Source organism: Pseudomonas sp. NPDC089408, assembly GCF_044749445.1.
In the GTDB taxonomy this organism is placed as follows: Bacteria; Pseudomonadota; Gammaproteobacteria; order Pseudomonadales; family Pseudomonadaceae; genus Aquipseudomonas.
Genome location: NZ_JBIVHY010000011.1, coordinates 46,169 through 65,321, shown reverse-complemented (window position 1 = coordinate 65,321; position 19,153 = coordinate 46,169). Strand labels below are relative to the sequence as shown.

At 62.9% G+C, this 19,153-nt stretch carries 17 protein-coding genes and 1 pseudogene; 4 read left to right on the top strand and 14 right to left on the bottom strand.

Annotated features, from left to right (window positions below; translation table 11 throughout):
- Positions 1 to 126: 126 nt before the first annotated feature.
- Positions 127 to 678: an ATP-dependent Clp protease proteolytic subunit gene (locus tag ACIP02_RS18080; protein ID WP_400618673.1), complete on the top strand. Its 552-nt coding sequence runs from the start codon at positions 127 to 129 to the stop codon at positions 676 to 678.
- Between the two features lie 171 nt (positions 679 to 849).
- Here ACIP02_RS18080 and ACIP02_RS18075 read toward each other — a convergent pair whose 3' ends face one another.
- Together ACIP02_RS18075 and ACIP02_RS18070 are read right to left on the bottom strand one after the other, a co-directional pair.
- Entirely contained in the window at positions 850 to 1,248 is a 399-nt protein-coding gene (locus ACIP02_RS18075) for an NUDIX hydrolase (RefSeq protein WP_400618671.1), read from the bottom strand.
- 92 nt (positions 1,249 to 1,340) lie between these two features.
- Positions 1,341 to 5,480 (bottom strand): CheR family methyltransferase, encoded by a 4,140-nt coding sequence (locus tag ACIP02_RS18070; protein WP_400618668.1) that lies wholly within the window; start codon positions 5,478 to 5,480, stop codon positions 1,341 to 1,343.
- A gap of 263 nt (positions 5,481 to 5,743) precedes the next feature.
- Here ACIP02_RS18070 and ACIP02_RS18065 point away from each other — a divergent pair, with 263 nt between their 5' ends.
- Together ACIP02_RS18065 and ACIP02_RS18060 are read left to right on the top strand one after the other, a co-directional pair.
- Positions 5,744 to 5,953: a general stress protein gene (locus tag ACIP02_RS18065; protein WP_400618665.1), complete on the top strand. Its 210-nt coding sequence runs from the start codon at positions 5,744 to 5,746 to the stop codon at positions 5,951 to 5,953.
- 143 nt (positions 5,954 to 6,096) lie between these two features.
- Complete coding sequence (locus ACIP02_RS18060; protein WP_400618663.1) at positions 6,097 to 6,366, top strand: DUF6555 family protein; 270 nt, start codon at positions 6,097 to 6,099, stop codon at positions 6,364 to 6,366.
- 26 nt (positions 6,367 to 6,392) lie between these two features.
- Here the strand turns inward: ACIP02_RS18060 and ACIP02_RS18055 are convergent, their stop codons facing one another.
- The gene (locus tag ACIP02_RS18055; RefSeq protein WP_400618986.1) at positions 6,393 to 6,563 is read right to left on the bottom strand and encodes a hypothetical protein; all 171 of its coding nucleotides are present in this window, start codon (positions 6,561 to 6,563) and stop codon (positions 6,393 to 6,395) included.
- 148 nt (positions 6,564 to 6,711) lie between these two features.
- Positions 6,712 to 7,326 (bottom strand): LuxR C-terminal-related transcriptional regulator, encoded by a 615-nt coding sequence (locus ACIP02_RS18050; RefSeq protein WP_400618661.1) that lies wholly within the window; start codon positions 7,324 to 7,326, stop codon positions 6,712 to 6,714.
- 116 nt (positions 7,327 to 7,442) lie between these two features.
- Between ACIP02_RS18050 and ACIP02_RS18045 the strand changes: the two genes are divergently transcribed.
- Entirely contained in the window at positions 7,443 to 9,086 is a 1,644-nt protein-coding gene (locus ACIP02_RS18045) for a hybrid sensor histidine kinase/response regulator (RefSeq protein ID WP_400618659.1), read from the top strand.
- A 33-nt stretch (positions 9,087 to 9,119) separates the two neighbouring features.
- On the opposite strand, the gene ACIP02_RS18040 is transcribed toward ACIP02_RS18045, so the two are convergent.
- The 10 genes and pseudogenes from ACIP02_RS18040 to paaA all read right to left on the bottom strand — a co-directional run bounded on the left by ACIP02_RS18040 (position 9,120) and on the right by paaA (position 18,968).
- The gene (locus ACIP02_RS18040; protein WP_400618657.1) at positions 9,120 to 9,419 is read right to left on the bottom strand and encodes a hypothetical protein; all 300 of its coding nucleotides are present in this window, start codon (positions 9,417 to 9,419) and stop codon (positions 9,120 to 9,122) included.
- A 412-nt stretch (positions 9,420 to 9,831) separates the two neighbouring features.
- Complete coding sequence (paaZ, locus tag ACIP02_RS18035; RefSeq protein ID WP_400618655.1) at positions 9,832 to 11,886, bottom strand: phenylacetic acid degradation bifunctional protein PaaZ; 2,055 nt, start codon at positions 11,884 to 11,886, stop codon at positions 9,832 to 9,834.
- Positions 11,887 to 11,924: 38 nt separating this feature from the next.
- On the bottom strand, positions 11,925 to 13,157 hold the full coding sequence (locus tag ACIP02_RS18030) for an OprD family porin (protein ID WP_400618652.1): 1,233 nt from the start codon (positions 13,155 to 13,157) through the stop codon (positions 11,925 to 11,927).
- Between the two features lie 39 nt (positions 13,158 to 13,196).
- A pseudogene (locus tag ACIP02_RS18025) lies at positions 13,197 to 14,765 on the bottom strand (cation acetate symporter); the annotation flags it as partial.
- The gene (locus ACIP02_RS18020) at positions 14,756 to 15,064 is read right to left on the bottom strand and encodes a DUF485 domain-containing protein (RefSeq protein WP_012272262.1); all 309 of its coding nucleotides are present in this window, start codon (positions 15,062 to 15,064) and stop codon (positions 14,756 to 14,758) included. The pseudogene ACIP02_RS18025 and the gene ACIP02_RS18020, both read right to left, overlap by 10 nt.
- A gap of 228 nt (positions 15,065 to 15,292) precedes the next feature.
- The gene (paaE, locus tag ACIP02_RS18015) at positions 15,293 to 16,369 is read right to left on the bottom strand and encodes a 1,2-phenylacetyl-CoA epoxidase subunit PaaE (RefSeq protein ID WP_400618649.1); all 1,077 of its coding nucleotides are present in this window, start codon (positions 16,367 to 16,369) and stop codon (positions 15,293 to 15,295) included.
- A 15-nt stretch (positions 16,370 to 16,384) separates the two neighbouring features.
- Positions 16,385 to 16,918, bottom strand: coding sequence for a 1,2-phenylacetyl-CoA epoxidase subunit PaaD (gene paaD / locus ACIP02_RS18010; RefSeq protein ID WP_400618646.1), 534 nt, complete (start codon positions 16,916 to 16,918; stop codon positions 16,385 to 16,387).
- Entirely contained in the window at positions 16,905 to 17,663 is a 759-nt protein-coding gene (gene paaC, locus ACIP02_RS18005; RefSeq protein ID WP_400618643.1) for a 1,2-phenylacetyl-CoA epoxidase subunit PaaC, read from the bottom strand. Before paaC ends, paaD begins: the two co-directional genes overlap by 14 nt.
- Positions 17,664 to 17,671: 8 nt before the next feature.
- Complete coding sequence (gene paaB / locus ACIP02_RS18000) at positions 17,672 to 17,953, bottom strand: 1,2-phenylacetyl-CoA epoxidase subunit PaaB (protein WP_400618640.1); 282 nt, start codon at positions 17,951 to 17,953, stop codon at positions 17,672 to 17,674.
- Positions 17,954 to 17,978: 25 nt separating this feature from the next.
- Positions 17,979 to 18,968 carry a 1,2-phenylacetyl-CoA epoxidase subunit PaaA gene (gene paaA / locus ACIP02_RS17995; RefSeq protein WP_400618637.1) on the bottom strand — a complete coding sequence of 330 codons (990 nt, stop codon included), beginning with the start codon at positions 18,966 to 18,968 and terminating at the stop codon, positions 17,979 to 17,981.
- Between the last annotated feature and the right edge of the window lie 185 nt (positions 18,969 to 19,153).

The window sequence follows — 19,153 nt, the reverse complement described above, 5'->3', positions numbered from 1 at the left end:
CAAGCGCAAGGATCGACGGCGGCCTGCGGGGGCGAATTGAACTTTGCTGCCCCATGCGATTCCACCCTTTAGCAGCCAGGACTCCCGTTCACTGGAAGAACCCTCTGCATCAGCCTGGAGGAACGCATGGCCAGACATATCATCCATTTTACCGGCCCGATCAATTCATCCACCTGTGGCAACCTCATCAGCACCTGTTCGAAGGCCCTGCAGCAAGGGGCCGAATTGCTGCAATTGAATATCGCCACCATGGGCGGCGAGTGCAGCTACGGCTTCACCCTGTACAACTTCCTTAGGGGGCTGCCGGTGCCCTTGCATACGCACAACCTGGGCACCGTCGAGTCAATGGGCAATATCCTGTTCCTGGCGGGCGAGCACCGCACTGCCTGTGCCCACAGCAAGTTCCTGTTTCATCCGTTTCACTGGACGCTGCATGGTTCTGTCGACCACGCGCGCATGGCTGAATACGCCATGAGCCTGGATTATGACCTGCGGCTCTACGCGGAAATCGTGGCGGAACGCACCCAAGGCAGCAGCGAGGTGCTGGATGTGCCCCGTTACTTGATGGCCTCTCCGCGCATCCTCGCACCTCAGGAAGCACTGAAAAGCGGCATGATCCATGCCATCGACGAAATGCCGATCGACCCGGATGCGCACCAGTGGAGCGTGCATGCCTGATGCAGTCACTGCCGTTTGGACCTGTTCATCCCCGTTAACGACGTGATGCCTGTACTGGCCCTTTCGCGGGTGAACCCGCTCCCACAGGTACTGTGCGGGCCCCAGGCTGTCGCGGTCCCTGTGGGAGCGGGTTCACCCGCGAACACCGGCACAGCCGGTGCCATGCGGCGCTCAACGCACCGAAGCCGCTGTAGCTTGGTCGCAGGCCAGCAGGGAGCGAATCAGCAACCTGATTTCGCCCTTGAGTACCGGCATATGGTCGAAATGGGCGAAACGGCAGTCTGCTATTTCGTGCAGCGCGGTAGGGTGAGGCGCATCGGCAAACTCCGCCTCGAATACAAAGTGGGTACGTTCCGGCGTTTCATGACGCATCAGCAGGGTCAGGGTTTGCGCCTGCAGGCCCGTTTCCTCCAGCAATTCGCGTTCGGCCGCCTGCTGCGGTGATTCACCGGGCTCCACTTTGCCACCCGGCAGGGTCCAGGCGGCGTTGGGCTTCCTGACCCACAGCCATTTACGGGCATGCTTGCCATGGCGGCATATGACGGTAGCGCGAGGTTTGACCGGTTTCATGCGTACTCCTGGTGACGCCTATTCCTATAAGGAATTAGTCACCAGAAGCGCAAGGAACGTTGTGTTTAATGCAACTGGGTTCAGACGGATGGTCAGTAGGGCTCCGAACCGTGCAGCCCCTCGATTGCTTCCACCAGTTCGTCATAGCCTACGGGTTTATTCAGGTGGCGGTCGAAGCCTGCTTGTCGAGACTTGTGCTGATCCGCGCTGGCGCCATAACCCGTCAACGCGATTGCCGGGGTGTGCCGCAGGTGGGCAAGCCCGCGAAGTGCCCTGACAAGCGCATGGCCATCCATGCCCGGCATGCCGATGTCGGAGAGAATGATATCGTAGGTTGTGCTGGCTGCAGCTTGCAAAGCCTGGCGGGGGTCGCTGTAGGCGCTGACCTGGGCGCACTCCATCTCCAGCAGTTCTTTCATCACCTCAAGCACTTCTGCAGAATCGTCGACCAGCAGGACATGAATGCCGTCGAGCCGGCCGGTCGCCTGAACCTCATCTGCTGCGGTCTCTGGCCGACGGCCACCCTCGTAAAGGGGTAGCGTCACGGAGAAGGTGCAGCCTTTGCCCATGCCCTCGGAATGCGCCCGTACGCTACCACCATGGGCCTCGACCAGTTGTCGCACCAGCGACAGGCCGATCCCCAGACCTTCACGGTTGTGGGTGCCCGTTTGCGGTGTGGCCTGGCTGAACAAGTCGAAAATATGCTCCAGGCTATTGGTGTCCAGGCCAATGCCCTGATCAACCACGCGCAAGGTCATCTGCTCATTGCCATGGCTGAGCACCAAGCGAATAAGCCCGCCAGCCGGGCTGAATTTCAAGGCGTTGTGCAGCAGGTTCCAGACAACCTGTTCCAGGCGGGTGATGTCGCCCTCGATGAGCACGGGCAAACCGTCTGCCGGCAATTCAAGGGCGACGCTGCATGCGGGCTGCTCGCTCAGTACCACGGTATGAATACCCTGGACAATGGCAGAGAAATCTACAGGTTCGGTCTTGAGCTTGAGTTTGCCCGTGCGAATACGGGCAACATCGAGCAGGTCGTCGATGATGCGCGCCTGGCTGCTGACCGCTTCGCGAATGGTGCCCACGGCCTTGCTCGCAGCCGGAATATGGGCAACTGACGGCAGCCGTCGAAGAATCTCTGCGTTGAGCTGGATCAGGTTGAGCGGATGCTTGAGTTCGTGCGACATGATGGCGAAGAACTCGTCCTTCATGTGGCTGGTGCTCTGCGACTCGGCCAGCTGCTTGGTCTGTTCGTCATGCAGGCGCTTGTGCCCGGTCAGGTCGCGGGCAATCTTGACATAGCCGCGCAAAGTGCTGCCCTTGAGCCGGGAGATTTCTCCGCTGGAATAGAACCGGCTACCGTCCTTGCGCACATGCCAGCGCTCGTCCTGGCTGCGCTCGTTGATGCGCGCGGCGTGCAACTCCTGTTCGGGAATGTTGTGCTGGCGGTCTTCGTCGGTGAAGATCAGCTGGTAGTGCTGGCCCAGCACGTCGGCCTTGCTGTAGCCAAAAATCAAAGTGGCGCCTGTATTCCAGTCGGTGATCAGGCCTTGCTCGTCGAGCAGGATGATGGCGAAGTCATGGGTGCTTTCGGCCACCACCCGCATGCGCTCTTCGCCCAGGCGCACGCGTTCTTCGGCTGCCCGGCTCTTGCTGATATCGATGAAAGTCAACACAGTGCCGTCGATCTTCTGTTCGCTGGAGCGGTACGGCAGCAGCCGCGCCAGGTACCAGTGCTGATCCTGGCCACCCACTTCACGCTCGATGATGTTTTCGCCCTGGACCACCGCGCGCGCATCATCGGCCAGCGCCGGGTAGTCGAGGCGGTGGGTGATGTCCAGCAACGAACGACCGGTGTCGACCGGCAGCACGTTGAACAAGTCGCTGGCGCGCGGGGTGAACCAGCGGATGTGCAGGTTGCGATCGACAAACACCGTGGCGATGTCCGTGCTGGCAATCAGGTTGCTGAGGTAGTCGTTGACCTTGTCGGTTTCCTCGACCTTGTTCTTAAGCTCGTAATTGACCGTGAGCAGCTCTTCGTTGATGGACTGCAACTCTTCCTTGCTGGTTTCCAGCTCTTCGCTGGCCGAGCGCAGCTCTTCGTTGATCGCCTGCATCTCTTCATTGGAGGCGGTCAGCTCTTCACTGGAAAGTTCCGACTGTTCGATGGTTTCCTGCAATTGCAAACGGGTGCGCTGCAGCTCGCGTTCGAGGTTGTTGAGGACCATGCTGTCGGTCTGGCGAATGGAACCGGGCAGGGGGATCGACGGGTCCGGCGCGCGCTCCTCGAACACCACCAGCAGGTATTCACCCGCGCTCATTTCATCTTTGTGCGGTTGCACGGTTATTTCGACCTGCACCCGCTGTTCGCCTTCCCCCAGGTCCACGGGGCGTGAGGTAACCGCCTCGGTGCCTTGGCGGGCCTGGAACAGGGTACTGCGCAACGCCAGGCGCAAGCTTGGCAACACCAGATTCAGCAAATTGCGGCTGAGCTCGCCGGCACCCAGCTGCATGAAACGACCGACGCCGTCGCTCAGGTGCAGGATGGCGCCTTCACCGTCGATGATCAGGCTGGGCGGGGTACGGCGCGCCAGCGCACGGTGGTGGAGTTCGGCATAGGCCGGCTTGCGGCCGGTTTTGCGCTTGCCCTGCGCTGGCGGCAACAAGTGGGCCAGGTCCGGGCCTGGCAATTGGCGGGCCGGGCGTCGACCGGCATTGCTGACATCACGGGCACGGTAGATCCGGTTGCGTTTGTCGACCACGGCAAACAGCTCCGCAGCGATGTCGGCAGATTCGGATGAGCCGAGGAACAGGTAACCACCGGGCCGCAGTGCAAAATGGAACATGCGCAGGATGTCTTGCTGGATCTCACGGTCGAGGTAGATCAGCAGGTTACGGCAGACAATCAGGTTGATTTGCGAGAAGGGCGGGTCAGACAACAGGTTGTGGCGCGCGAACAGTACCTTTTCGCGGATTTCCTTGCGCACGCGGTAGTGCTGGTCTTCCTTGACAAAGAACTGGCGCAGCCGTGAGGGCGGCACATCGGTAATGATTGCCTCCGGGTAGGAGCCCCCCCGGGCGATACCGATCGCACGCTCGTCAAGGTCGGTGGCAAATACCTGCACTTGACTGGCACGCTGCTCAACTGCCAATTGCTCGCTTACCAGCATGGCCAGGCTATAGGCTTCTTCGCCGGTGGAACAACCGGCAGACCAGATGCGTATCTCACCGGCGCTCTCGTTGGGCTCTGGCTCGCTGACCAACTGCGGCAGCACATGGCGCTCAAGCGCCTCGAACGCTTCGCGGTCACGGAAAAAGTTGGTCACGCCGATCAGCATGTCAGCCAGCAATTGCGCCGACTCATCGGCGTGCTCTTCCAGATAACGCAGGTAGGCGCCGAGGTCAGCTTGGCCGGTGACATGCAGCCGCCGCTCGATGCGGCGCAGCACGGTGGCGCGCTTGTAATGCTGGAAATCATGCCCGGTAGTGCTGCGCAACTGCAGGAGGATTTCTTCCAGTAACGGGTCGGAAGCTTGCGGGTCGCCTACGCGGGTGCCCAAGGCAGGTGGCAGGGTATCGTCCTCGATCTGCGGCAGCCTTACCCGGCTGGCGTTCTGCCACAACTCCAACAGTTTTTGCGGTATCTCGGCGGCCGGCAAAATGACATCGACCATGCCGGTCTCTATCGCCGCCCGCGGCATGCTGTCGTATTGGGCGTCGTCCGGGGATTGCGCCAGGGTAACGCCCCCTTGCTCCTTGATCCGCGACAGGCCGACCGCACCATCGGCACCGGTGCCGGACATCACCACACAAAACGCGTGGTCCTTGTGCACGTCTGCCAGGTCGCGGAAAAACAGGTCGATGGCGACATGGTCCCCGCGACGCCGATTGGCAGGCGCTACGCGCAGGTATCCATCGTTGGTCGACAGCCGGTTTGCCGGCGAAATCACATACACATGGTTGCGCTGGATCGGCACCGGCTCGGTAACCTGACGCACCGGCATGTCGGTGGTCTCCTGGATGATGCGATCGGCAACGCTCTGGTGATCAGGCGACAGGTGCAGGACGATGACGAATGCCATACCCGAGTCGGCAGGCATTTGCCGGAACAAGGTACAGATTGCTTCCAGCCCCCCCGCCGAGGCGCCGATACCGACCACCGGGAAATTCAGGTGACTGGTCGTCAGGTTAGGGTTCTGCGGAGCAGCGGGCTGGCTAGCAGTCGACTTCATGGCGGTGCCTTATACAGACCTGAAAAGTGGCCCATCGACGCATCGCCGGGCTGTGTCGGGCCCATTATAGGCAGGCTTGCAGCGCCGCCGCGACTGCCTGGTGTTTGCACCAACGAGCGGCGCGCCAATGTACCTGCGAGCAATCATTTGGCGCCACTCGTCCGTTAGCGAAATAACAGAAGGAGCACTGCGCCCGTGATCGGGTTCGGAGTTAGGGCACGGCACATCACCGTGACTACTTTCCCATCGCAAGGAGAAACGACATGGCTCGAGATCAGGACCAGACCAGCCAACGTGGCGGAACCAAGGAAACCAACCCGGGCAACTTTGCCAACGACCGCGAAAAGGCCTCCCGGGCGGGGCAGAAAGGTGGCCAGGCTTCTGGCGGCAATTTTGCCAATGACCGGGAGCGTGCTTCCGAAGCAGGCCGCAAAGGTGGGCAGAACAGCCACGGCGGCGGTCGTAACCCGTAAACGACCGTTTTAACGTGTATGGGTTGCCTGGCGGACATCCCGCCAGGCAACCCTTCATGCGAAGGGCCTTATATCTTTTTGAATTTTTCTGCCAATGCCCGACTCCATGAGAAGTCATCCATGGAAAAGAGGAGGGCTCAGCAATGCCTAATCCCCAGCTGTACATCATTGATTACCTGCTGCACGGCAAGCCTCGCAGCTTCATCATCCGTCTGGAACGCCTGGACAATGCCGAAGCCTGGCACTGGGCCAGTTGCGACGCAGGGATTGGCATCATTCCCAAGTTCGGCCGCGAAAAGATCCGAAAGGTGAGCAGGCCCATGGCAGAGCGCTATGGGGTGACCGAAGTGAGTTGGCGGGAATCAGGCAGCAAGCCTGGCCGCTCGGTTGAAGACCCCGCCACCATTGCCTGAAACCGCCTGCAACAGCATGTTTTCGCTCACGCCCCGGACTCGGGATCACTGGCCGGTACGCCGGGCCGGTTTTGCTCGTCATCGGTCAGGTCAGGGTCTGTATCCGGGTCATCTACCCGATCATTGCGCTGATCCGGTTCAAGTTCAGGCCAGTCGTCCTGCACGTTGCCGCCGCCCATCCATCGTTGGTCGTTCATGCCTGCCTCCGTTTCGCTAAAAAAGGCCCGCCTCGGCGGCGGGCCAACACAGGAGTGAGAGGCGAAGCCATTGACCACCCCTCATGTATTAAGAGCCTCAGTCAGGGCCAGCGCTCCCATTATCTTCTTCGGTGCCTGACCAACGGTGTCAGCTGCCGGTGTATTTGACCGCGGCGGCCGTGCGTGACGAAACACCGAGTGCCCTAAGCAGGGAGGACACGTGTATTCGCACTGTGAACGGCGAGATATCCAGAGCCTTGGCGATTTCCTTGTTGGTCTTGCCCTGGGCTATCAACCGCAGCACCTCGTGCTGGCGCTGGGTAAGTTGTTCCACCGCGCATTCGCCGCCAATGTCGGGCAACAGCCCTGAGGGTGCATACCTGACCAGCACCTCGCCTTCGCGTATGGCCAGTATGGCTGCGCCGATCTCGTCGGCAGCAATGCTCTTGCCGATAAAGCCATCTACGCCGGTAGCCATGACCTGCTCGACCACACCGGGGTCATCGACCATCGACACGATGATCAGAGTGGTGCGCGACAACTGCTTGCGCAGCTGCACCAGGCACTGGACGTCGACCAGCCCCGGGAAACGCAGGTCGAGGATCAGGGTGTCTGGGACTTCGCCGGTATCGGCCAGCGCGAGCACTTGCGCAAGGCAACCCGCTTCTTCCACGCAGGCCTGCGGTAACACGCACTGCACCGTGCGCGCCAAAGCCTCCCTGAAAAGCGGATGGTCATCCGCCACGATGATACGACACGTCACGCGTGGCTACTCCCTGTGGCCGTGAGTGGGGTGGGCCATGTTAACTTAGCAGCCACGGACAAAGGGTGCTGCCTACGGATGGCGGTAATGCGACCCCGTGCACAGGGACACTGGCCATGCAACCGGATAGCCACAACACCAACAACACCAACAACAACGAGCTCGATCAAGCCAACCTGCGCGTCATCGTTGCCTGCTGCGCCCTGGTCTACATGACCGTGCTGGGCTTTCTGCCGGGCAGCTCGCATGCGCCATACCTGCCGGTCATCTACTACATCAGCGCTTTTGTGCTGGTATCCATCGCGTTTCGCCAGGCCATTGCCCATTGGCCTGGGCATTACCCTTGGCGACGGGTGCTGGGCATGGTGCACGACTACACCGGTACCTGCTTCGGGCTGGTGGTGGGCGGCGAGGCGGCGCTGCCGATCTATGCGGTGATGGTGTGGGTGAACCTGGGCAACGGCATGCGCTTCGGCTCGCGTTACCTGGTCATTGCCACGGTGCTGGCGCTGGCGGCATTGCTGGTGGTGTATCAAATCACCCCTTACTGGCAGGCCAACCCGTTCATGGTACTGATGTTGCTCACTACCAGTACGGTGATCCCGATCTATGCGCACCTGCTGCTGGAGCGCACGCGCAAGGCTTCGGAACAGGCCGCAGCAGCCAACCGCGAAAAGTCCCGCTTTCTGGCCCAGGCCAGCCATGACCTGCGCCAACCCATTCACTCTATCGGCCTGTTCACCGCCTGCCTGCGCGAGTCGCAACTGGGCAAGGACGAACGGCGGCTGGTCGACAGCATCGACCGTTCGCTGCTTAACGTGTCGCAGCTGTTTCGCTCCATTCTCGACCTTTACACCCTCGACAACGGTCGTGTGCAGCCGCGAAAAGAAGCCTTTGCCCTGGCTGCATTCCTGGCCGACCTGGTACGCCAGAACAGCGAGGCCGCCCGTTGGGCCGGGGTAGAGATACGCTTGCGCCCCTGCCGTTACTGGACCTGTGCCGATCGCGGCATGCTGGCCACCATGGTGCAGAACGTACTGTCCAACAGCTTCAAGTATGCGGCCCATCGGCCTTTGCTGTTGGGGGTACGGCGCCGTGCCGATGGCCTTGCCATCGTGGTCTACGACCAGGGACGGGGCATAGAAGAAACGCACCAGCGGCTGGTGTTCGAAGAGTTCTACCGGGTGCGCCAGGTGCGCGACAAGGATGTCGAGGGGGTGGGCCTGGGGTTGTCGATCGTACGGCGGCTGGGGCACCTGATGGGCCTTGAGGTACAGTTGCGCTCGCGGCCAGGGCACGGCACGGCGGTAAGCCTGCAAGGCTTGCCCTGCCTGGCTGCGCAACCAGCCCAGGTGGCGGATGAGCGCTCGGCTGCAGCCGCCGGCCTGCTCGGCGGGTTGCGGGTGTGCCTGGTTGAGGACGACCACAACGTGCTGCGGGCGACGTCGGCGCTGTTGCAGCGCTGGGGATGCGAGGTTGAAGCGCACAGCTCGCCGGTGGGCCTGAGCAGTGATTGTGCGGTAATTGTCGCCGATTATGACCTGGGGCAGGAGGCAACCGGGGTCGATTGCATCGACCGGCTGCGCGCCGAGCGCGGCTGGGAAGTGCCGGCGCTGATCATGACAGGGCATGATCCGGAAAAAATTCAGGCAGTGGTGCATGAGCGCAATATCACCGTGCTTTCCAAACCGGTGCGCCCGGCTGAGTTGCGTGCGGCCCTGCGCGCATTGCGCGAGGAGCCGGCGGCGCCGGTCGGCTAGACCGGCGCGAGGGCGCAGAGCCTGTGCGGGGGGTTATTGCAGGATGATGGCCTGGCCTTCTTTCATACACGAAGGCGTGGGTTGGTACAGGCCCATACCGCCAACCGCGACGATGGCACCGCTGGGCATCTGGCACTCGTACTGGCCTTTGGCGGTGGTGGCGGTGTAGTAGGTGAGGGTGCTGTCACTGCGCACGTCGGCGACTTTCGAGACCTTGGTGTTGAGGACGAATTCGGTGCGCTGCTTGAGGGTATCGTCGGAAGGGTTGATGGTCTGGCAGCCGGCGACGCCGACCAGCAGGGCGGCACTGAGGACGAGCTTGAAGGGGTGCATGATGGGGACTTCCTTGGCGTTGTTCTCACTGGACTATAACGCCAAGGGGGTGGTGGGGCGATTAGGGCAGATGTACGAGGTGGCCCTTGGCCTTTATTTGGCCTGTGCGGGCCTCTTCGCGGGTAAGCCCGCTCCTACATGGGATGTGCGGTCCTTGTAGGAGCGGGTTTACCCGCGAATGCGGTGGCCGCGACAATGGTGAACGGCCGGTCGGAATTGGCCGACAGGTCCGGCCCTTTCGCGGGTAAACCCGCTCCTACGGAACCTGTGATTCCTGTGTAGGAGCGGCTTTAGCCGCGAATGCGGTGGCCGCGACTATGGTGAACGGCCGGTCGGAATTGGCCGGCAGGTAGGTCCGGCCTTTTCGCGGGTAAACCCGCTCCCACAGGTTCTGCGTATGCCTGTCAGCCCCTTAGTCGGGCTGTTTCAGCACCAGGGTCAGGATGTCATAACTGGCCACCAGCTCGCCCAGCTGGTTGGTCACCTCCACATCCCACGCCACCACACCCTGCGGCTGGCCCAGCGGGCTGGTCTTGCCCTGGTCGATCTTGCGCTTGCAGGTCAGCCGCGCCTGGATGGTGTCACCAATGCCCACCGGGTTGATGAAGCGCAGGGTATCTAGGCCATAGTTGGCCAGTACCGGCCCGGCACCTGGTGAGACAAACAGCCCGGCCGCCGCCGACAAGACGAAGTAGCCGTGGGCAATGCGCTTGCCGAACTGCGACGCTTTAGCGGCAATCTCGTCGAAGTGCATGTAGAAATGGTCGCCCGACAGGCAGCCGAAGTTGACCAGGTCGGCTTCAGTGACCGTGCGGCGGTGGGTGAGCAGCGACTCGCCGATACGCAGCTGCTCGAAGTAGCGACGGAACGGGTGCACTTCAGTTTCGATCACTTCGCCACCGCGCACGTATTCGCCGGTCACCGCCGTGAGCATGCTTGGCGAGCCTTGCACGGCGGCGCGCTGCAGGTAGTGCTTGACTGCGCGCAGGCCGCCCAGTTCCTCACCGCCGCCAGCGCGGCCCGGGCCGCCGTGTTTGAGCTGCGGCAGTGGCGAGCCGTGGCCCGTGGACTCCTTGGCAGCCTCGCTGTCGAGCACCAACAGGCGGCCATGCCAGGCAGCAGCCACCGGGATGGCCTTGGCGGCGATGCTGCGGTCGGCAGTCACCAGGGTCGCCACCAGGCTGCCCTTGCCACGGGCGGCCAGGGCCAGGGCCTCGTCAAGGTCGTCATAGGCCATCAGTGTGCTGACCGGGCCAAACGCTTCGATATCATGGGCGCCGCCGTCGGCATGCGGGTCGCGGGCCTGCAGCAGGGTCGGAGCAAAGAAGGCACCCTCGGCCACGCCTTCGCCACGCGGGGCAAAGCCATCGCTGGCACCGAACAGCTGGTCGCAACTGTTGAGCAGGCTGCGCACCCGCTCGGCCACGTCGTGCTGCTGGTCATGGGAGGCCAGGGCGCCCATGCGCACGCCTTCCAGCGACGGATCACCGACCACCACCTTTCTCAACCGCTCGCGTAGGCGCGTGGCCACCGCGTCGATGTGCTTGGCCGGCACGATGGCGCGGCGGATGGCGGTGCATTTCTGCCCGGCCTTGGTGGTCATTTCACGCACCACCTCCTTGATGTACAGGTCGAACTCTTCGCTGTCCGGGCTTATGTCCGGGCCAAGGATGGCGCAGTTCAGCGAGTCGGCCTCGGCAGTGAACGGCACCGAGTTGCGGATCAGGTTCGGCGTGACCCGCAGTTTGGCGGCGGTGTCGGCAGAGCCGGTGAAGGTCACCACGTCCTGGCCTTGCAGGCGGTCGAGCAGGTCGCCGGTGCTGCCGATCACCAGTTGCAGGCTGCCTTCGGGCAGCAGGCCGGAGGCATTCATCAGGCGCACCACGGCTTCGGTCAGGTAGCTGGTCGAAGTCGCCGGCTTGACGATGCACGGCATACCGGCCAGGAAGGTCGGGGCGAACTTTTCCAGCATGCCCCAGATCGGGAAGTTGAAGGCGTTGATGTGCACGGCCACGCCTGCGCGCGGCACCAGGACATGGCTGCCGGCAAAATGGCCTTGCTTGCCCAGCGGGATCGCCGGGCCTTCGTGCACCAGGTTGCCCGACGGCAGTTCGCGGCTGCCGATGCCGGCATAGGCGAACAGCGTGGCATTGCCGCCTTCGATGTCGATCCAGCTGTCGCCACGGGTGGCGCCGCTGTGGTGCGACAGGGCGTAGAGCTGCTCCTTGCGTTCGGCCAGGTACAAGGCCAAGGCCTTGAGGCGTTGCGCGCGTTGCTGAAAGTCCATGGCCATCAGGCTGGCCAGGCCACGGGCACGGGCAAAGTCCACGGCTTCGGCGAAGTCCGGGCGCTCTTCATGGCTATAGGCAAGCACATGGCCGTCGAGGGCGCTGCGCATGGCCTGGGCGCCGTGCTGGCCAAGCCAGCGGCCGGCGATGAAACTCTGCAGGGTAGGGGCGGCAGACATGCTGTTCTCCATGCTGTTGAAAATGTAGGGGCGTGCGGTTACCACAGCGCCAGGGTGTAGCCGATGATCAGGCGGTTTTCGTCCACGGCATTGGTCAGGCCATTGCCGGAACGGAAGGTGACGTTGCGCCAGCGCAGGCTGACGTCTTTGAACGGGCCGCTCTGGACGACGTAGGTGATGTCGGTGTCACGTTCGCGCTCGCGGCCATTGCTGACCGTGGCGGTTTCGGCGTGGCGGCCATCGGTATAGCGGGTCATGAAGCTCAGGCCGGGGATGCCCATGGCGACGAAGTCGTAGTCGTAGCGCACTTGCCACGAGTCCAACCCGGCGCGGGTGAAGGTGTTGTAGGTGACCAGGTTGACGGTGAACGGGTCGCCACCGTTGACGAACGGGAACGCGCTGTCGCCGGACATCTGCTGCCAGGTCGCGGTGAACTTGTGCGCCCGCACGCCGAGGGTGAACATGGCGTTGAAGTTGCGGTTGTCGATGTTGCCGGCGCGTTCGGCACCGTCGTTACGGCTGTCGAAATAGCGCAGGTCGCTGCGCAGGCTTATGCCCTCGGCCAGCGGGCGGGTGTCGACCAGGCCCACGAATTGCTGGCGGTAGATGTCTTCCAGCTTGGCGTAGTAGTAGCTGACGCTGGTTTGCGGGGTAATGGCGTAGCTGCCGCCGCCAAAGTCCAGGTGGTCGCTGGTCGCCGCGCCATAGCCGATGTCGTCGCGCCCCGAGGAATCGCGCAGGTTGGCCTGGGTCAGGCGGCCGGCGTTGAAGGTCAGGCCTTCAAGGTCCTGGCTGGTCAGCAAGCCACCCTGGAAAGTCGAGGCCAGCAGACGCGTGTCGTTGTACACCACCACTGGCAGGATCGGCTGCAAGGTGCCCAGGCGCAGGGTGCTCTTGGACACCCGCACCTTGCCGGTCAGACCCAGCTCGCTGTAGTCGTCGACCGGTTCATGGCTGTTCGGGCCGAACGGCAGCAAGCCGGTGTTGCGCCGGTCGCGGCTGGAATCGAGCTTGATGCCCAGTTGGCCCATGGCGTCGACGCCAAAGCCGACTGCGCCGTCGGTGAAACCCGACTCCAGCTTGGCGGTAAAGCCCTGGCCCCATTCCTCGGCCTTGGCCTGGGGCGCGTTGCTCTGGCGGAAGTCGCGGTTGATGTAGTGGTTACGCAGCTCCACCCGCGCGTGGCTGTCGCCGATAAAATCGGCCATGGCCGACATCGGCAGGGCGAGGGTGGCCAGCCAGGCGGCTGACATGAAGTGTGTGCGGTTCATTGTTGTTGTTTTACCCGACATGGTGGTTCGTCCTTGAAGTCAGTGCTTGCTGGCGCCGGCAGCGCCGATACCGGTCATGGAGCGGATGAACTGGGCCAGATAGCGGCCGCGCTCTTCAGTGGCACGCTCGGAACTGTCGGTGACCGAGAACGCCCAGGCGCCGAGGAAGGCCAGGCTCATGGAGAACAGTGCCGGGTTGCTGTAGGGGAACAGTGGCGATTCGTTGTGCAGCACGTTGACCCATACCGCCGGGCCCAACACCACCAGCACCACCGCCGAGACCAGCCCGGCCATGCTGCCGCACACCGCGCCACGGGTGGTCAGGCCTTTCCAGAACATCGAGAGCAGCAGCACCGGGAAGTTGACCGACGCCGCCACCGCCAGCACCAGGCCGGAGAGGAAGGCGATGTTCTGCGACTCGAACATCAGGCCAAGGATGACCGCCAGCAGGCCAATGACCAGCGTGGCGATACGCGACACGCGCATTTCCTCTTGCTCGGTCGCTTTGCCTTTGCGCATGACGCAGGCATACAGGTCGTGGGAGACCGCCGATGCGCCGGACAGCGCCAGGCCGGCGACCACGGCCAAAATGGTGGCGAAGGCCACGGCGGAGATGAAGCCCAGGAACAGGTTGCCACCCACGGCCTGAGCCAGGTGTACCGCGACCATGTTGCCGCCGCCGATGATCGCGCCAGTGGCATCGCGGTACGACGGCTCGGTGCCGACCATGACGATGGCGCCAAAGCCGACGATGATCAGCAGCAGGTAGAAGTAACCAATGAAGCCAGTGGCGTAGAACACGCTCTTGCGGGCTTCCTTGGCGTCGCTGACGGTAAAGAAGCGCATCAGGATATGCGGCAGGCCGGCGGTACCGAACATCATGCCCAGGCCCAGGGATATGGCATCGATCGGGTTGGACAGCAAACCGCCGGGCGCCATGATCGCCTGGCCCTTGGCATGCACGGCAACGGCGCTGGCAAACATCGCCTCGGTGCTGAAGCCGAAGTACTTGAGCACCATGAAGGCCATGAAGCTGGTGCCCGACAGCAGCATCACCGCCTTGATGATCTGCACCCAAGTGGTGGCGAGCATGCCGCCAAAGGTGACGTAGGCGACCATCAACACGCCAACCAGCATCACCGCATACAGGTAGCTGATGCCGAACAGCAGCTCGATCAGCTTGCCGGCGCCGACCATTTGCGCCACCAGGTACATCAAGGCAACCACCAAGGTGCCGAACGCGGAGGTCAGACGCACCGGGGTTTGCGCCAGGCGGTAGCTGACCACGTCGGCAAAGGTGTATTTGCCCAGGTTGCGCAGCCGTTCGGCGATCAGGAACAGGATGATCGGCCAGCCGGCAAGTACGCCCAAGGCGTATAGCAGGCCGTCGTAGCCGTTCATGAACATCATGGCCGAAATACCCAGGAATGATGCGGCGCTGATCATGTCGCCAGCGATCGCCAGGCCGTTCTGCATGCCGGTCAGGCCGCCGCCAGCGGTATAGAAGTCCCTGGCCGAGCGGGTGCGCAAGGCGGCCCAGCGGGTGACCAGCAGGGTAAAGCAGACGAACACCATGAACATCGAGATGGCGGTCCAGTTCATTGTGCGCACTCCTGCTTGACCTTGTCGTTGAGCGGGTCGAGCACGTTGTTGGCACGGTGCACGTAGATGCCGGTGAGGGCGAAGGACAGCAGCACCATCAGCACGCCCACCAGCATGCCGACGGTGGTCACGCCGCCGCTGAGGGACTGGCCGAGGGTGCTGGGCGAGAATGCCACCAGCAGGACGAAGCCGTAATAGATCACCAGCATGGCCAGGGTCAGGCTACCGTTGAGGCGGCGCTTGCGCCGCACCAGGTGCTGGAAGTCGGGATGGTTGGCGATACTTTCTATGCGTTCGGGTGTCATGGGTTGCGATCTCTGAGTGTTGTAATTGTTTTTTTGTGAGGTCACGCGGGGTGTTGCTTGCCGGTGTTGCCTGTGCGGTCTTTGTAGGAGCGGCCTTGCGTCGCGAAAGGGCTGCGCAGCAGCCCCGGCAATCTGTGATCAGGGCCGAGATCCTGGGGCCGCGTTACGGCCCTTTCGCGACGCAAGGCCGCTCCTACAGCGACCGCGTTAGCAGCCCGTGCATTTTCTTCAGAGCTGGTCGAAGTCGAGGACCACTTTGTCGCTCACCGGGTAGGTCTGGCACGACAGCACATACCCGGCCGCCACTTCGTAGTCTTCCAGGGCATGGTTGCTGTCCATTTCCACTTCACCCTCGATTACCCGGCACTTGCAGGTCGAGCACACACCGGCCTTGCACGAATAGGGCAGCTCGGCGCCGATGGCATTGCCGGCGTCCAGCACGTTCTGGGTGTTGCGTGGCAGGTCGAAGGTGAGGGCGCGGCCGTCGCTGATCACGGTGATGTGGCTGAGTGCCGCGTCCACCTGCCGCGCGGCCTCGCGGGCTTCACGGCGGGCTTCGTTGCCGGCAGCGGCGAACAGCTCGAAATGGATGCGCTCCTTGCCCAGGCCATTGGCCTGCAGGCTGTCGCGCACGGTCTCGGTCATTGCCTGCGGGCCGCAGATGAACGCGGCGTCCAGGCCGGGCACATCCAGCCAGCGCGAGAACAGCTGGCCACACTTGTCGGCGTCGATGCGGCCGTTGTACAGGTCGACGTCCTGCTGCTCACGGCTGAACACGAAAATCAGGTTCAGGCGGTCGAGGTAACGGTTCTTCAGGTCTTCGAGCTTGTTGCGGAACAGCGCACCGGAACTGGAACGGTTGCCGTAGAGCAGGGTAAAGCGGCTGTTCGGCTCGCTGGCCAGGGTGGTGGCGATGATCGACAGGATCGGCGTGATGCCGCTGCCGGCGGCTACGCCCAGGTAGTTGCCCTGGCGTGCCGGGTCCAGCGGCACATGGAAGCTGCCCGAAGGCGGCATCACTTCCAGTTGCTGGCCGGCCTTGAGCACTTCATTGGCAAACGCCGAGAAACGCCCGCCCGGCACACGCTTGACGGCTACGCGCAGCTCGCTGTCCTGCACAGCGCTGCAGATCGAGTAGGAACGGCGGACTTCTTCGTTGTCCAGCTGGGTACGCATGACCAGGTACTGGCCCTGGGTAAAGCGGAACTGGTCCTGCAGGTGATCGGGTACGTCAAAGGCAATCGACACCGCATCACGGGTCTCATTACGCACTTGCTTGATGGTCAGGCTGTGAAACTGGCTCATGGTGTTCTCCACGGCTCAAATGCATTTGAAATAGTCGAACGGCTCCAGGCACTCGCGGCAGCGGTACAGCGCCTTGCAGGCCGTGGAGCCGAACTGGCTGAGCAATTCGGTATGGGCGCTGCCACACTGCGGGCAGCACACCCGGGGCGCGTCACCGAGCAGGCTGCGCTTGCTGGCGCTGCCCTGTGGCGGGGCGATGCCGTAGGCGCGCAGGCGCTCGCGGCCCAGTTCGCTGATCCAGTCGGTGCTCCAGGCTGGGGTCAGCCGGCGCTCAAGGTCCGGGGCGGTGAAGCCGGCCTGTTCCAGCGCCTGGCGAATGTCACCCTCGATCACTTCAGTGGCCGGGCAACCGGAATAGGTCGGGGTGACCACCAGGTGCAGGTGCCCGGCACGCCAGTCGAGGTCGCGCACGATGCCTAAGTCGACCACGCTGACCACCGGCACTTCCGGGTCCATGACCTGGCCCAGCACCGCCCAGGCCCGCGCCAGGTCGTCGCCCTGTTGCGCCCGCGCGCCGCGGTCGCCGGCAATCAGCTCACCAGGTTGCATCGGGGTAGGCCCTTGGCAGGAACTGCATCTCGGCCAGCAACAGGCCCAGGTGCTCGGTGTGCAGGCCTTTGCGGCCATCCAGGTAGAAATGGCTGGCGGCTTTCGGCAGGGGTAGTTCAACCGTGGCGAATGTCTCGGCCACCTGCCTGAGCCAGGCCACGCCTACCGCAACCGGGTCGGCGGCGATACCGGCTTCGGCCAGGCGTACTTCGTTGTCGCTAGCGGCGCTCAGTTCGACGGTGAAGCGCCACAGCGCCGGGATAGCCGCGAGCATGCGCTGGCGGCTTTCTTCGGTACCGCCGCCCAGGCGCTGCACCCATTCGCTGGAGCGGCGCAGGTGGTAGGTGACTTCCTTCAGGGCCTTGGCGGCAATACCGGCAATACGTTCGTCAGCGGACTCGACCAAGCGCTGCAGTAGGGCGAAGTGCCAGGCGTCGTAGAGGAACTGCTTGGTCATGGTCACGGCAAAATCCCCGTTGGGTTGCTCGACCAGCAGCAGGTTGCGGTAGGCGCGCTCGTCCCGGCGGAACGCCAGGGCATCGGCGTCACGGCCGTCATCGAGCAGCTCGGCCGCGTATTCCAGCCAGTTGCGCGCCTGGCCGACCAGGTCGAGGCCGACGTTCATCAGGGCCAGTTCTTCTTCGATGGCCGGGGCGCGGCCACACCATTCGCAGAGGCGCTGGCCTTGGACCAGGGCACTGTCGCCAAGCAGCAGCAGGTACGGGATAAGGGCTTCGTTATGCATGGTCGACCTCACATGTGTCCGACGTCATCGGGCAGCTCGTAGAAGCTGGCATGGCGGTAGACCTTGTCGTCCGAGGGCGCGAAGAGCGGGTCTTTCTCGTCAGGGGAAGAGGCGGTGATCAGCGCCGAAGGCACCACCCACAGGCTCACGCCTTCGCTGCGGCGGGTGTACAGCTCGCGGGCGTTTTCGATGGCCATGGCGGCATCGGCGGCGTGCACGCTGCCGACATGCTTGTGGTTAAGGCCGTGCTTGCTGCGCACGAACACTTCGTAGAGGGTCCAGACAGACATTTTCGATCTCCGCATCAATCGCCGCTCAGGCGGCGTTCTTGTTCTGTTGCTTGCGCGCGTAGGCCACGGCGGCCTCGCGTACCCAGGCGCCACGCTCGATGGCATTGCGCCGGGTGGCGACACGTTCCAGGTTGCAAGGGCCATTGCCCTTGATCACTTCGTAGAACTCGTCCCACTGGATGTCGCCGAAGTCGTAGTGGCCACGCTCGTCGTTCCACTTCAGTTCAGGGTCGGGGGCGGTGCAGCCCAGCAGTTCCAGCTGTGGCACGGTCTGGTCGATGAAGCGCTGGCGCAGTTCGTCGTTGGTCTGGCGCTTGATCTTCCAGGCCATCGACTGGGCGCTGTTGGGCGAATGCTCGTCGCTGGGGCCGAACATCATCAGCGCCGGCCACCACAGGCGGTTGATGGCGTCCTGGACCATGTCCTGCTGCGCCTGGGTGCCGTGGCGCATCATGGTCAGGAGCATTTCGTAGCCTTGGCGCTGGTGGAAGCTCTCTTCCTTGCAGATGCGGATCATGGCGCGGGAGTAAGGGCCGTAGGAGGTACGCTGCAGCACCACCTGGTTGACGATGGCGGCGCCATCCACCAGCCAGCCCACGGCGCCCATGTCGGCCCAGCTGAGGGTGGGGTAGTTGAAGATGCTCGAATACTTGGCCTTGCCGCTGTGTAGCTTGGCGACTTCTTCGTCGCGGTCGGCGCCGAGGGTTTCCATGGCGCTGTACAGGTACAGGCCGTGGCCGGCTTCGTCCTGGATCTTGGCCATCAGCTGCAGCTTGCGCTTGAGGCTGGGGGCACGGGTGACCCAGTTGCCTTCGGGCAGCATGCCGACGATTTCCGAGTGGGCGTGCTGGGAGATCTGCCGGATGAGGGTCTGGCGGTAGGCCTCGGGCATCCAGTTCTTGGCTTCGATCTTGATTTCGGCGTCGATTTTTTCCTGGAAGTGGCGTTCCTCGGGGGACATTTCTTCCAGCGACTTGACGCGCTTGACTCCGGTTTCCACTAGCTGTGCGTACATGGGGGCAGACTCCTGCTGAGGCATGAGTCATTTGTAAGCGATACAAAACATAACGTCAAACAGTTTTATGTGTATCTAATAAGATTTGTGTATCGCATTGCCGGCCTAGGGGGCTGCTGCGCAGCCCGATCGCGACACAAGGCCGCTCCTACAGGAGATCGCGTACCTTGTAGGAGCGGCCTTGC

Bases quoted from the DNA above. Each gene is read 5' to 3' on its own strand.
- ACIP02_RS18080 (WP_400618673.1), top strand. From the start codon at position 127: ATGGCCAGACATATCATCCATTTTACCGGCCCGATCAATTCATCCACC.
- ACIP02_RS18065 (WP_400618665.1), top strand. From the start codon at position 5,744: ATGGCTCGAGATCAGGACCAGACCAGCCAACGTGGCGGAACCAAGGAA.
- paaA (WP_400618637.1), bottom strand. From the start codon at position 18,968: ATGTACGCACAGCTAGTGGAAACCGGAGTCAAGCGCGTCAAGTCGCTG.
- ACIP02_RS18040 (WP_400618657.1), bottom strand. From the start codon at position 9,419: ATGCACCCCTTCAAGCTCGTCCTCAGTGCCGCCCTGCTGGTCGGCGTC.
- paaC (WP_400618643.1), bottom strand. From the start codon at position 17,663: ATGCATAACGAAGCCCTTATCCCGTACCTGCTGCTGCTTGGCGACAGT.
- ACIP02_RS18030 (WP_400618652.1), bottom strand. From the start codon at position 13,157: ATGAACCGCACACACTTCATGTCAGCCGCCTGGCTGGCCACCCTCGCC.
- ACIP02_RS18070 (WP_400618668.1), bottom strand. From the start codon at position 5,480: ATGAAGTCGACTGCTAGCCAGCCCGCTGCTCCGCAGAACCCTAACCTG.
- ACIP02_RS18075 (WP_400618671.1), bottom strand. From the start codon at position 1,248: ATGAAACCGGTCAAACCTCGCGCTACCGTCATATGCCGCCATGGCAAG.
- ACIP02_RS18020 (WP_012272262.1), bottom strand. From the start codon at position 15,064: ATGACACCCGAACGCATAGAAAGTATCGCCAACCATCCCGACTTCCAG.
- paaD (WP_400618646.1), bottom strand. From the start codon at position 16,918: ATGCAACCTGGTGAGCTGATTGCCGGCGACCGCGGCGCGCGGGCGCAA.
- ACIP02_RS18045 (WP_400618659.1), top strand. From the start codon at position 7,443: ATGCAACCGGATAGCCACAACACCAACAACACCAACAACAACGAGCTC.
- ACIP02_RS18060 (WP_400618663.1), top strand. From the start codon at position 6,097: ATGCCTAATCCCCAGCTGTACATCATTGATTACCTGCTGCACGGCAAG.
- paaB (WP_400618640.1), bottom strand. From the start codon at position 17,953: ATGTCTGTCTGGACCCTCTACGAAGTGTTCGTGCGCAGCAAGCACGGC.
- ACIP02_RS18055 (WP_400618986.1), bottom strand. From the start codon at position 6,563: ATGAACGACCAACGATGGATGGGCGGCGGCAACGTGCAGGACGACTGG.
- paaZ (WP_400618655.1), bottom strand. From the start codon at position 11,886: ATGTCTGCCGCCCCTACCCTGCAGAGTTTCATCGCCGGCCGCTGGCTT.
- paaE (WP_400618649.1), bottom strand. From the start codon at position 16,369: ATGAGCCAGTTTCACAGCCTGACCATCAAGCAAGTGCGTAATGAGACC.